We start from the raw sequence: 13,118 nt of genomic DNA, 5'->3' as shown, positions 1-13,118 counted from the left end.
AAACGATGAATAAATTTAAATTTTTAGCTATTTTTGGACTTTTTGTTTTATTTTTAACTGGTTGTGCGCCAAGTCAAAGTGTTGTCGCATTTGATCCATATAAGGCTGCTTCAAGCCAACAAAATAGCGGCTTTGAGGCCTATATAAGCGCAGTGCATGATAACCGTAAAAACAAAAGTACTATTGCTACGATCACTGATAGCAAAGGCACAGTAAAAGAATATGTCGTGCTTCAAAACGATCTTGCTACTTATTTTAGTGATTCGCTCAAAAAAGAGCTTATGGCGCGCGGTGCAAATGTAAATGGCATGGGTGGCGTTGTAGTTGAAATTTTTATCAACGAATTTGAAGCAAATATGAGCGGATACGGCACTGATAATACAAAAGGTAATATTAAGATCACGCTTAAGATCCAAAAAGGCGATCAAAGTATCGTTAAAAATATTTCAAATAATCAAACCAAATTTGAGTTGATTCGCACAGGTGGAGCATTTAAATCATTTTTAACTGAGATCATAAATGATGCCATCAAACGCACAGCAATTGCTATTTTAAATAGCTAATGTTTTGTGCGTTTTGCAAGAGTTTTACGCTAAATACATTTTGTAAAATTTGCTCACAAATTTTAAGCGAGCAAAGCCCGATAGTAAGAGAACTAGAGGGCTTTAAAATTTATAGCTTTTACGGCTACTCTGAAATAAAAGAACTCATCCACTCCAAGCACCAAATGCACGGATATTTTATATATAAAAACTTAGCTAAATTTGCATTTAATAAATTTGCTAAAAGCTTTAGCTTACCGGAGAAAGTCTATGCTCTGCCGATAGATGATAGAGTGCATCACGGCTATTCGCACACGGCTATTTTGGCAAATGCGCTAAGGGCTAAAAATCTAAAGCCCATATTTCACGCACTGCATGCAACCAGCAAGATCAGCTATAGTGGTAAGGATTTGCAATTTAGACAAAATAACCCAAGAAATTTTAAAATCCTAAAAAAGATCACTGCGCCAGTTATTTTAGTAGATGACATCGTAACCACTGGCACAACGATACTTGAGGCTAAAAACACTCTAGAAAAAGCTGGCGTAAAAGTACTTTTTGCTCTAGTTTTGGCTGACGCTAAACATTAAATTTTAATTTTTTCTCAAGTTTCTTTGGGCAGAAATTTACATAGTTCCAGCAGTGATCTATTTCGTTAGCAGTAAGAGCATGCAAAAGCAATAAATTTATAGATAAAGCATAGTGCCAAGGCGAATCATATTTGAGCCACATTTTATAGCTAGCTCGTAATCACTACTCATGCCCATCGAGCAGATAGTTGCACCTTTTGGCTTTAGGCTATCAAAAATTTCATAAGTTAGCTCAAAGCTCTTTTGGATCTCTTTTGGCTCATCCACATGCGCTCCGATACTCATCACGCCTTTTAGATTGATATTTTTGCACTCGCTTTGGATACGCTCATAAATTTCTGCCGCATTTGCTACGCTTACGCCTTGCTTTGTATCTTCATCAGCCGAGTTTATTTGAAGCAATGTATCGAGCTTGTAGCTGAGTCTTTTATCGACCTCTACGGCTCTTTCAAAGCTATCGCAGCTTTGCCAAAGTGTGGGCTTTAGACTTATCATTTGATTTATTTTGTTATTTTGCAATCGGCCGATCATATGCCATTTTATATCAGCAAAATTTTGCAGTTCTAGCTCTTTTTTGGCTAGCTCTTGGACTCTATTTTCGCCAAAATTTCTTTGCCCTTGCGCATAAAGCTCTCTTACTTCAGTGCATGTCACATTTTTGCTAACAGCGATGAGCGTCACGTCTTTGCTTAAATTTTCGATCTTTTCAAGTAGTTCTTTTAAAACTATCATCATAAACCTCCACTTAATCTCATAATGTCATTAAATGTCGCGAGCACCATGATGCCAAGCAGTAGCGCCCAGCCACAGTAGGTAAGAGCAACAAGCACTCGCTCATTTATTTCGCGTCTAAAAGTTAGTTCATAAATGTTAAATAAGATGTGCCCGCCATCAAGCGCTGGGATAGGAAATAAATTTAAAACACCTAAATTTACAGAGATTAACGCTACGATGGTTAAAAGCACACTAAGGCTGATCTTAGCGGCCTTTGATGTGACATCGGCGATCTGCACGATGCCCCCGACCTCTTTTAGCGGCACAGCTCCGCTTACTAGTTTGGTAAAGCTTTTAAAGATTAGTTTTGATGCTTCGATCGTCTCACTAAAGGCAAAATTTATGCCTGCAAGACCAGTGTGGTAAATTTTTATCACTTCGCCATTTGGAGAGATCCCGATCAATGGGCGCTGTACCTTTTCATTAAATATATTTATCGTCTCGCCTATCTTTGGCGTTAAATTTATAGTCATTTGTGAGCCGTTACGATCTATCAAAATGGTGCTTGGCTCAAGCTTTACATTTTTACTGATCTCATCCCACTCGTTTATCTTTACGCCATTTATTGCTAAAATTTTATCATTTTTAGCTAGCCCAGCACTTGCAGCTGCCGAGCCTTCAGCTATGTGGCCTATACTTGGCGCAAGTCTTTCAACTCCGATAGATCCAAGCAAAATGTATATGAAAAACGCCAAGATAAAGTTGAAAAATGGCCCAGCAAAGAGGATGTAAATTCGCTTTATCGGACTTAGCACGTTGTAGCTGTCAGCGTCGTAGTTTTTTGCCTTTGGGTCGGTGTCGTCTTGCCCTTTTAGCTGCACGTATCCGCCAAGTGGGATCGCGCTTAGGCAGTAGTCGGTGCCGCCAACGTTTTTGGTGTAAATTTTCTCGCCAAAGCCAATACTAAAGGTATTTACCTTTACGCCAAGCGTTCTTGCTGCCAAAAAGTGGCCAAGCTCGTGAAAAAATATGAGAAAACTAATGGCTAAAATGGTCACTAAAAAATAAAACGAATACGCATAAAGCCCAAGGCCAAGCAGGACTAGTGTGAAGAAAATGCCTTTCAAAGCTTACCTTTTTTTGAAAAAATTGATGAGATTTTAGCCAAAATTTATAAATTTACTCTCAAACGGCATTTAGCTAAAAATTTCTTTTAGCCAAGATGTGACTTTACCTTTATTTAGACCTTTGCTTGCGCTTATATTGGTCATGTCTTTGTTGTCTACGTCAAAATTTATATGAAAATAGGACTTCATTTGGGCGATAAATGGCTTTAGATTTAAAATATCAGGGCGGAGCAAAGCATTACTTGGTAACTCTTGCAAAAAGCTCATGCCGTCATCGTTAAAATTTATTCTAGCCCTTGGCACAGCGTCGTTTCTAAGCTCTATCTCAAATGTATGGTCATTTATAAAAGGGGCAAAAAAGCGAATTTCTAAGTGAAATTTACCGGCTAGCTCATCATCACTTAGTCCTTGGTTGCTAAACCAGTAGCCAAAATTTACAGCATTTAGCGAGATGTCAAAATCATAAGGATCAGCAGGGCTCACGCCTATACGGCGCAAAAGCTCATATATGGGTAGTTTTGCTTGCAAGCCATTATAATAGTCATAAAGCTTGGCAAGTAGCGGATGTGTGCGGCCAGCTTTCTCTTGCAAGCGTAAAATTTCAAAGATATATCTATGAGCAAACGAGCGGTGTGATACCGAGCGAGCAGCTTGTATGTTTAGATAGTCTAAAATTTCTGGGCTTTTTGAAAAGCTCATCGCACTCCAAACGCCACGCAAAGTCTCTACGTCGTTATCAAACGTATCAAATTTATCTGCATGAGTTTTGTCGTATTCTAAAGCGCAGCTTAATAAAAATTCATTTAGCTCAGGACTGATCACAGCGCCAATCTTTTCTAAATTTTTAGCATCGTGATAAAAATTTGTGTTGATGATTTTTTGATTTAGCTTTTTAGCTTGTTTTTGCAGAGCTGGCTCTAAATTTGCAGTGCGTTCTAAAATAATCTCTTTTAATTCGTAGCTCAAATTTAACTCTTTTTCATCGCCTTTACATAGGCAAAAATATACTCAAATCCAGAATAAAGTGTAAGCGCAACAGCTATCCATAGCAAAAGCTCGCCACCAGGCCAGCTCATTAGTAAAAATCCAACCGCAAACATCTGCGAGACGGTTTTTACTTTGCCAGCCATCGAAGCTGCGACCTCTACGCCGTCACTTGCCATAACGACACGAAAGCCAGTTATAAAAAATTCCCTCACCAAGATGAGATAAACAGCCCAAGTACTCGCTCTGCCAAGCATCATGAGACCTAAAAATGCAGCAAGAATTAGCATCTTATCAGCTAGCGGGTCAAGGATAGCGCCAAGCTTGGTCTTTTGATCCCAGCTTCTTGCGATGTAGCCGTCAAAAAAGTCAGTCACCGAGGCGATCACAAAAATAAGAGCTGCAAAGTAATTTATCCAGCTTATGTGAATTTGCGTAAAAATTCCTGGCGCATTTACGAGCATAAAAAACATAAGCGGAGCCAGTAGTATCCTAAAAAATGCCAATGCGTTTGGTAAATTTAAACTCACAAATATGCCTTTATGCTTAAAATTTCAATTTTCTTATTTAAAAGTTGTGCCGCCATCTATTATAAATGTATGTCCTGTCACCCAGCTAGCCTTAGATGAACACAAAAATAGACATGCTCCGGCTAGGTCAGTCGGCTGTCCCATGCGGTTTAGCGGGCTAAGCTTTGCTGTCATATCGCGTACTTCTTCGTAGTTGGTAAAGGCTCTTAGCGCGTCTGTCTCGATAGGACCACCACTTACGACGTTTACGCGGATGTTTTTCTCACCAAGCTCTGTAGCAGCGTATCTTGCCATGGCTTCAACGGCTGCTTTTGCTGTGCCGTGACCTGCGTAGTTTTCGATATAGACTAAATTTCCAGTTGATGATAGGCTAATGATACTACCACCACCCACTTTTTCCATGCGTTTTGCAGCTTCTTGAGTGCCTACAACAAAGGCATTTACGGTTGCTGTAAAGATATTGTTTATGCCTCTTGGTTTTAGCTTCATAAATTTAGTGTATCCACCAGCTACTGCGCGACCTGAGATGATAGCATTTGAGATGAAAAAATCAATCCTATCAAAGTCCTCGTCTATCTTTGAAAATAGCTCTTTATAAGTCTCTGGCTCGAGGATATTTAGTGCATATGCTCCTGCTTTTATCTTATAAGTAGCCTCAAGCTCTTTTGCTTGCTCTTTTGCAAGCTCTTCGTTTGAGTTGTAGGTAAATGCTATGTTTACGCCAGCTTTTGCAAATTCTTCAACTATGGCTCTACCAATGCCTCTAGTGCCACCGCTGATAACTAGTGTTTTACCTTTAAATTCGTTTAGTGTGTCATTCATTAAAAACCCTTTATTTCGTAATTTTTTATTACTTCTTCTATCTTTTTAAAATTTTCTTTACTTGGTTTGCAAAGTGGTAAGCGATACTCTAAAGAGTCGATGAGTCCAGCTAGATACATCGCTGCTTTGATCGGTATCGGATTGCTTTCGCAAAAGAGCGTTTTATTGATCGTGTATAGATTATCGTTTATTAGTTTCGCTTTTTTGTACTCTTCGTTCATCGCAAGGTGTGTAAGCTGTGAAATTTGATCTGGCAAGAGGTTTGCAGTAACCGAGATAACGCCTTTGCCGCCATTTGATATGATAGGGTAGTTGATCGCATCTTCTCCGCTAATGACTACTAAATTCGGCTCGTGAGCTAGCAGATCTACGCATCTATCTATACTACCTGTAGCCTCCTTGATGCCGTAGATATTTTTACACTCTTTAAAAAGCCTAAAAACAGTCGCTGGCAAGATATCCACGCCAACTCTTCCTGGGACATTATAAAGAAGCACAGGGATTTCAATGCTATTTGCTATGGCTTTGTAATGCTCATAAAGTCCTTCCTGCGTTGGTTTGTTGTAATAAGGCGCAACTGAAAGGATACCATCAGCGCCATGGGCTTGAGCAAATTTAGCGATACCAATAGCCTCGTGAGTTGCGTTACTACCAGCACCAGCTAGTACTTTTACATTTGTGCCTTTACATGCATCTACGGCTATTTCGATACAAATTCTATGCTCATCATGCGTCAGTGTTGCACTCTCGCCAGTGGTTCCAACTGGTACAACGACATCTATGCCGTGTTTTATCTGTCTTTTTATTAGTTTTTCAAAACTAACTTCATCTACTTTTTGATTTTTAAATGGCGTAATGAGTGCGGTCATCGCACCTTGAAGCGAATTTTCCACGTTTATTCCTTTTTTAATATTATTGTTGTGCTGGTTTTTTCATTAAAATATCTATTTGCTATCTCTTTTAAAAGCTTGGCATCTATCTTATCGATATTTTTTTCAAGCTCGTAAAGTGGCTTTATGTCACCTCTAGCAAGGTACGAGCCATATAAATTTGCAACCTTGCTTGCACTCTCAAATGAGTAAATAAAATCAGTTTTTATCAAATTTTTAACTCTTAAAACATCATCTTTGTCGATTGGTTTATTTTTTAAATCATCTATGATCTTTAAAATTTCAGCCTCAACCACGTTTACTTCGACATCTAGGTTGCAAACTGCTAAAAATATAAATAAATTTTCATCAACGCAGCTCATATTATAAGCATAAATTTGATTTACGAGCATTAGCTCATCGATTAGACGTTGCTGTAAAATAGAGCTTTTGCCAGTGGCTAGATATTCACTGATCGCATTTAGACCTACTTGATCGGAGTGTTTAAAATTTGGGATTTTGTAAGCGATCGCTAGCATTTGTGTTTGGCTATCTTTGTAGATAATGGCTCTTCTAGCCCCATCTTGCTCAGGTTCCTTACAGTGAGTTTTTGGGATGGCTCTTTTATTTTTTATGCCACTAAAATTTTTCTTAGCTAGCTTAAATGCCTCATCCTTGCCGATGTCGCCACTTATCATCAAAATGGCATTTTTGGGCTGATAATACGTAGCGTGAAATTCTTTTATGTCGGAGATATTCCAGTTTTCGATATCTTTTATAAAGCCTATCGGTGTCCAGTGATATGGATGATAGATAAATGCGTGGTTATAGAGTCTAAAGTATAGATAACCCATAGGGTTGTTGTCTGTTCGCCACCTGCGCTCTTCATGCACCACGTCTCGCTCTGGCTGAAATTCTTTGTCTTTTAGGCATAAATTTTTCATAAGTTCGGCAAAAAGCCCAAACGTTTTGTCTAAATTTTCATTTGAAGCTTTTATAAAGTAGTGGGTATAGTCAAAGCCTGTACTTGCGTTATTTACGCCGCCAAAGCCTTTTACGATCTCATCAAACTCCCCAGCTCGTAAATTTTTGGTTGATTTGAAATTTAGATGCTCGAGCATGTGAGCGATGCCACTTTTGCCCATCACTTCGTTTCTTGATCCAACTTTGTAAAACACATCGACACTTATCACTTTTGAGCCAGGATTTACTGGTACGTGATAAATTTCAAGTCCGTTTTCTAGTTTTGTTTTATTGAATTTTATCAATCTTTTGCCTTTTATTTTTTAACATCTATGCCGACCGCTTCGCTAATAGAGGCAAAGCCATCTCTTTTTAAAAGTTCTAAAATTTCTAAATTTATATCTCTTGCGATCATTGGCCCTTTAAAGACAAAGCTTGTAAAAATTTGCACTAAATTTGCTCCCATTTTTATGCGCTCATATGCCTCTGCACCGCTATCTATGCCACCACATGCGATAAGCGTCGTCTTGCCGTAAAGCTCGTCTGCCACGGCTTTAAAGATATCTTTTGACTTTTGAGCGATAACCTTGCCGCTTAGTCCGCCAAAATCCTTTAAATTTGACGAGTGAGAGAGCGAGTAATCAATGCTTGTATTTGAGACAAGCACGCCACTAGCGCCGTTTTCTACCGCGCAGCTACAAAGCTTGATCGCATCTTCGTGGCTCATATCAGGAGCGATTTTAAAGATGATTGGCTTTTTAGTAAGTGGTAAAATGACACTAAAAAGCTCTTTTATGAAGCTCTCATCTTGCAAAGCTCTTAAATTTGGTGTATTTGGCGATGAGACGTTTATGACAAATGTGTCGCAAATTTCACTAAATTCCTTTACTAAAATTTCATAGTCTTTTATTGCGTCTTCGTTTGGTGTAACCTTGTTTTTACCGATGTTTGCCCAGATTGGCAAAGTATAAGGATAAAGTTTTTTGACTCTATTTTTAATAGTCTCACAGCCGTCGTTGTTAAAGCCCATCGCATTTTGGATGCTCTCTTCGTCTACGAGCCTAAAAAGTCTTGGTTTGTCGTTGCCAGGTTGAGGTTTTGGAGTAAATGTACCAAATTCTAAATACCCAAATCCAAGAGCTGTGAGCGCTTCAAACATTGTGGCGTTTTTATCAAAGCCCCCAGCTATACCAACTGGGTTGTGATAAGTGCTTGAGAATAAATTTTGTTTTAGCGCATTGTCATCGACCACGCACTTATTTGCTACAAAGCTTAATGATCCTGGAAAAATTTTATTTGCTCCGATCATTGCAAGTTCTGCTATTTTATGGGCAGTTTCAGGATCAAATTTAAAAAATATAGATTTTAAAGTATCGTAGTTTAAGCTCATTTTAACCTCTTTAAAATGCCTAAAAATTTGTGCAAATCTTAGCAAAAATCGCCTTAAACTAAGGCTTTGCCTTTAAGTTTTGCATAAATTTCATTTCTCTTGCTAAGCTCTTCATCACTTCCGATATCAACGACCTTTCCACCACTTAAAACCGCGATCTTATCAGCACTCTCAACCGTGCTTAGACGGTGAGCGATGACAAAGATGATCTTTTCGTTTCTTAGGTTGTTTATAGCCTTTGTGATCTCTTTTTCACTCTCGTTATCAAGCGCTGAAGTAGCTTCGTCAAAGATAAGAATTTGTGGGTTTTGATAAAGTGCTCTTGCTATTGCGATGCGTTGTCTTTGACCGCCTGAAAGGTTTGTGCCAAATTCATTTAAGATAGAGTGGATACCATCATCTAGTTTGCTTACAAACTCATAAGCATTTGCCATTTTTAGTGCATTTATCACGGCATCTTCGTTAAATTCTCTGCCGTAAGCCACGTTTTTAGCGATTGTATCGTTAAAAATATAGACACGCTGCGTTACAAGGCCGATATTTTGGCGAAGTGAGTGGATTTTGATATCTTTTAAATTTGTCTCATTTATTAAAATTTCTCCGCTATTTACGTCGTAAAATCTAATAAGCAGATTCATGAGCGAGGTTTTTCCGCCACCACTTGAGCCAACAAGAGCTATAAATTCTGACTCACGAGCCTCTAAATTTATACCTTTTAAAACCTCTTTGTCACCGTAGTTTAGGCAGACATTGTTAAATTTGATAAGTCTTATCTCTTCGTTTAGTTCTTTCTCACCATCTTTTATATCGCTTACTTTATCCATCAAGAAAAATGTTCTCTCGCTTGCGGCGATCGCGTCTTGCATTTTGTTGTATATATTTACGATGCGTTTTAGTGGAGTGTAGAGCATAAAAAGTGCAGTTAAAAATGAAAAGAAAGCACCCATATTTATATTTCCGTCGATAACGTCCTTGCCTCCTACGATAATAACGGCTGCAACACCAATAGAGCCTATCGTCTCCATAAGTGGACTTACTAATTGCTCAATTTTTACAGTTTTAAGATTTAGTTTAAAAAATTTATTATTTTCATCAATAAAACGTGAGTGCTCGTATTTTTGAGCGTTATTTGCTTTAATTATCTCGATATTTGTAAAAATTTCACTCAAGGCTGAAGTGATATCGGATGTCTTTTCTTGCGACTGCTTCGAAATTTTTTTCATCTTCTTTGCAAGGCGCGAGATCGGATAAATGGCTACTGGCATGACCACAAGTGCAAAAAACGCCAATTTAGGGCTTTGATATATGACTACACAAAGCAGGCCTATGATAGTTACAAGCTCTCTAATAAGCTCAGGTATGAAACTTGAAACAATAGATCTTATGCGCTCTATGTCGTTCGTGGTTCTGCTTATTAGCTCGCCTGTTCTAAAATCATTAAAAAATTTCATGTCCAAATTTAGTAAATTTTCGACCATCTTTTCACGAAATCTTCTAATCGTATCTTGGCCGATATATGCCGTAAAATAAGCCTGCATAAATGTACCTATATTTTTTAACACATAAATGGCAATAATCGCACATGGTAACAAATAAAGCAGTGTTTCATTTTTTTCAACGAAAATTTTATTAAGTACTGGCTCTACTAGATACGCACTGACTGCTGTTCCGCCACTTGCAAGCCCCATGCCGATGAAGGCTAGAATGAAGTGTGGAATGTAGTCTTTAAAATAAGGACCAAAGCGTTTTAGCACATCTTTTAAGCCAAAGTTATTCATTGTTTTTCTCCCAAACTGCGCCATTTGGCGTATCCATGATAGAGATATTCATGTTTTCTAGTTCGTCTCTTATCTCATCAGCTCTTGCAAAATTTCTCTCTTTTTTAGCTATCGCTCGCTCATCAAGAAGCCTTTTAATTTGCTCCTTTTGCTCGTTGCTTACACCAAATTGAAAATACTCCACATAGTTTGTGATAGCAATGCCCAAAATTTCACTTATGAGCTCTAAATTTGCCACCACTTCAGCCTTATAGGCTTTATCTTTTGGATTTGTATCAAGCCTTTCGTTTGCTATTTTTACAAACTCATCAACACTTGCAAGTGCTTTTGAAGAGTTTAGATCATCACTTAGTGCCTCAAGTAGCTCATTTTTAAAGCTCTCGTTTATGGCGCCAGCTTGCACGCCATCAACCCTTTTTTTAAGGCGATAAATTTTATCTAGCCTCTTTTTTGAAGCCACTAAGTCTTCATCTGAATAATTAAAATGCGCCCTGTAATGGCTCGTAAGCAGATAAAATCTAAGCACTTCGCCATGAACGTTTTTTAGGGCGTCTTTTACAAAAAAGCTGTTATTTAGGCTCTTGCTCATCTTTTCGTTATTTACCTTTATAAAGCCGTTGTGCATCCAGTATTTGCTTAAATTTTTATGATAGGCGCATCTGCACTGACTTGCTTCATTTTCATGGTGTGGAAAGAGCAGGTCGATACCACCAGCATGTATGTCGATCTCAAATTTATCATTTTCTTTGTCACTTAGAAATTCTCTTATCATCGCCACGCACTCGGTGTGCCAGCCAGGACGACCCTTTCCAAATGGGCTCTCGTACCATTTCTCATCAAATTTCCAAAGCACGAAGTCTTTTTCATCTTTTTTCTCTCCAAAACTTGCCACGCGCGCGATTAGATCGGTGTTATTATCCTTTCCGCTAATGCTAAAATATCCACTATCCTTGCTCGTATCAAAGTAAATTCCATCACTCGTTTTATACGCCACACCTCTATCCATAAGCACCTTGATGTAGCTAATGATCGCATCCAAGCACTGCGTAGCCTTTGGCTTAAAGTCTGGATCAAGCACGTTTAAAGCGCCCATGTCGCTCTCGTAGTGCGCTATATATTTGTTTGTGATCTCCTCTAGGCTTTGACCAGTCTGCGCCATTTTATTTAAAATTTTATCGTCGATGTCGGTGTAGTTTCTTGCAAATTTGACCTTGTAACCAAGCGCTTTTAAGACCCTTCTTAAAAGATCAAAGCTAACGGCTGACTTTGCGTGTCCTAAATGTGCATCGTAATAGACCGTTGGTCCGCACAGATAGATGCTAACTTCACCTTCTCTTATCGGGCTAAACTCAACCTTTTCTCTTTTAGAAGTATCAAAAATTCGCATTAAATATATCCTTTAAAAATGTTAAACCAAAATAGAGCAAAACCGCCAAAATAGTGATAGCGGCTATAAATTTAGGCTCGATTATAGCTAAAAATCGCTTAGCACCAAAGGCTCTAACGTATAAAATAAGCTGTAAAAATCCCCCAAGCGAGCTTGCAAATGCAAGACCAGCTGCTCCAAATTTCTGCATCAAAATGACAGCTAGGATCAAATTTATCACAAGGCAGATGATGGAAATTTTGGCTGCCTCTTTTTGCTTCATGTTTGCGTAGAGCCAAAGCGAGAAAATTTTAGCCAGACCAAATGGCGTAAGCCCCACCAAATAGGCACTTAGTACCTTGGCGCACTCAATGGTATTTGCCCTTACGAAATTTCCTCTCTCAAATAAGAGCCAGATGATAAACTCACTCATCACTACGCCTGTGATCGTGGCTGCTAGCAGAGCGCAAAGAAGCAAGTAAAAGCTCTTTTTCGTCCAAACTAGAGCATTTGCCTCATCTTTTTGCTTTAAAAGCCTAGTGATCTTCGGAAAGAGTGCTTGAGAGAGCGCGATCGCAAAGATAGCAAGTGGGAGCTGAAAAATTCTATTTGCATAAAAGAGGTAGCTTATCGAGCCACTTACCAAAAAGCTAGCTAGCCAAGTATCCATAAATGCGCTTATTTGCATCGCACTTGAGCCAAGTAAGCCGTGATAAAAATTTACAAAAAAACCTTTACTGCTAGCTTTTTTGCCTTTAAAATATCCGCTTAGACCGCCCCAAAAAATTTTATTTAAGGCGTTAAATTTCATAGCAATTAGATGCACCAAAACCTGCAAAATCCCGCCTGCAACGACGCCAAAACTAAGATAAAGTGCGACTACACTCTCGCTCTTGCCACGAGCCAAGAGTAGCGATGCGATCATGGCTAAATTTAGTAGTGCGGTCGAAAACGCAGTCGTGGCAAAATGCCCTTTATACTGAAGCAGTGCACCCATGAAAGTGACGATATAAACAAGGGCTAGATAGTAGAAATTTATACGCACAAGTGGCACTGCACCCATGATATTTTGTTCACTCAGGCCGCTTGCAATGATCATTATAAAGTAGGGCGTAAATAAATTTACAAGAAGCGTTAATGCGCCTATAAAAAGTAGAAATTTGATAAAAATTTCAGCTTGAAAGATCGCTTTTTTCTTGTTGTTTGTAAAATTTGGTAAAAATGCCTGTGTAAAGGCACCCTCTCCAAAGATGCGGCGAAATAAATTTGGTATTTTAAAAGCGATAAAAAAAAGATCGCTAAATATGCCAGCTCCAAGGATAGAAGCTGTTAAAAGGTCTCTTATAAGTCCAAGAATTCTTGAAACCATAATGCCAACTGAGTTTGAAAAAAAACCTTTTATAAACATCGTTCACCTAAATTAAATTTGAAAACGCAATAGTA

General features: G+C 38.6%; 13 protein-coding genes. 2 read left to right on the top strand and 11 right to left on the bottom strand.

The window, feature by feature from the left end; all coding sequences use genetic code 11:
• Window positions 1-5: 5 nt before the first annotated feature.
• Both G5B98_RS05190 and G5B98_RS05185 read left to right on the top strand, forming a co-directional pair.
• On the top strand, window positions 6-563 hold the full coding sequence (locus G5B98_RS05190) for a YajG family lipoprotein (RefSeq protein ID WP_085657242.1): 558 nt from the start codon (window positions 6-8) through the stop codon (window positions 561-563).
• Window positions 563-1,132 carry a ComF family protein gene (locus tag G5B98_RS05185; RefSeq protein ID WP_196086246.1) on the top strand — a complete coding sequence of 190 codons (570 nt, stop codon included), beginning with the start codon at window positions 563-565 and terminating at the stop codon, window positions 1,130-1,132. Before G5B98_RS05190 ends, G5B98_RS05185 begins: the two co-directional genes overlap by 1 nt.
• A gap of 96 nt (window positions 1,133-1,228) precedes the next feature.
• On the opposite strand, the gene G5B98_RS05180 is transcribed toward G5B98_RS05185, so the two are convergent.
• The 11 genes from G5B98_RS05180 to murJ all read right to left on the bottom strand — a co-directional run bounded on the left by G5B98_RS05180 (window position 1,229) and on the right by murJ (window position 13,083).
• The gene (locus G5B98_RS05180) at window positions 1,229-1,867 is read right to left on the bottom strand and encodes a YggS family pyridoxal phosphate-dependent enzyme (RefSeq protein WP_196086245.1); all 639 of its coding nucleotides are present in this window, start codon (window positions 1,865-1,867) and stop codon (window positions 1,229-1,231) included.
• Window positions 1,864-2,973, bottom strand: a complete 1,110-nt coding sequence (gene rseP / locus G5B98_RS05175; RefSeq protein ID WP_196086244.1) for an RIP metalloprotease RseP — start codon at window positions 2,971-2,973, stop codon at window positions 1,864-1,866. The genes G5B98_RS05180 and rseP overlap by 4 nt, the downstream gene beginning before the upstream one ends.
• 69 nt (window positions 2,974-3,042) lie before the next feature.
• Window positions 3,043-3,939: a hypothetical protein gene (locus G5B98_RS05170; protein WP_196086243.1), complete on the bottom strand. Its 897-nt coding sequence runs from the start codon at window positions 3,937-3,939 to the stop codon at window positions 3,043-3,045.
• A gap of 2 nt (window positions 3,940-3,941) precedes the next feature.
• Window positions 3,942-4,487, bottom strand: coding sequence for a CDP-diacylglycerol--glycerol-3-phosphate 3-phosphatidyltransferase (gene pgsA, locus G5B98_RS05165; protein ID WP_196086242.1), 546 nt, complete (start codon window positions 4,485-4,487; stop codon window positions 3,942-3,944).
• A 33-nt stretch (window positions 4,488-4,520) separates the two neighbouring features.
• On the bottom strand, window positions 4,521-5,309 hold the full coding sequence (locus G5B98_RS05160; protein WP_196086241.1) for an enoyl-ACP reductase: 789 nt from the start codon (window positions 5,307-5,309) through the stop codon (window positions 4,521-4,523).
• Window positions 5,309-6,178 carry a 4-hydroxy-tetrahydrodipicolinate synthase gene (gene dapA, locus G5B98_RS05155; RefSeq protein WP_035167707.1) on the bottom strand — a complete coding sequence of 290 codons (870 nt, stop codon included), beginning with the start codon at window positions 6,176-6,178 and terminating at the stop codon, window positions 5,309-5,311. The genes G5B98_RS05160 and dapA overlap by 1 nt, the downstream gene beginning before the upstream one ends.
• Before the next feature lie 26 nt (window positions 6,179-6,204).
• Entirely contained in the window at window positions 6,205-7,446 is a 1,242-nt protein-coding gene (locus G5B98_RS05150) for a M16 family metallopeptidase (protein ID WP_196086240.1), read from the bottom strand.
• Window positions 7,447-7,457: 11 nt separating this feature from the next.
• Window positions 7,458-8,531, bottom strand: a complete 1,074-nt coding sequence (locus G5B98_RS05145; protein ID WP_196087352.1) for a quinone-dependent dihydroorotate dehydrogenase — start codon at window positions 8,529-8,531, stop codon at window positions 7,458-7,460.
• Window positions 8,532-8,584: 53 nt separating this feature from the next.
• Window positions 8,585-10,309 carry an ABC transporter ATP-binding protein gene (locus tag G5B98_RS05140; protein WP_196086239.1) on the bottom strand — a complete coding sequence of 575 codons (1,725 nt, stop codon included), beginning with the start codon at window positions 10,307-10,309 and terminating at the stop codon, window positions 8,585-8,587.
• Window positions 10,302-11,696 (bottom strand): cysteine--tRNA ligase, encoded by a 1,395-nt coding sequence (gene cysS / locus G5B98_RS05135; RefSeq protein ID WP_196086238.1) that lies wholly within the window; start codon window positions 11,694-11,696, stop codon window positions 10,302-10,304. The genes G5B98_RS05140 and cysS overlap by 8 nt, the downstream gene beginning before the upstream one ends.
• Entirely contained in the window at window positions 11,683-13,083 is a 1,401-nt protein-coding gene (gene murJ / locus G5B98_RS05130) for a murein biosynthesis integral membrane protein MurJ (protein WP_196086237.1), read from the bottom strand. Before murJ ends, cysS begins: the two co-directional genes overlap by 14 nt.
• Between the last annotated feature and the right edge of the window lie 35 nt (window positions 13,084-13,118).

The sequence above is a fragment of the Campylobacter concisus genome (assembly GCF_015679985.1).
GTDB classification, from domain to species: domain Bacteria; phylum Campylobacterota; class Campylobacteria; order Campylobacterales; family Campylobacteraceae; genus Campylobacter_A; species Campylobacter_A concisus_AC.
This window is presented reverse-complemented; position numbering and strand designations above follow the sequence as displayed.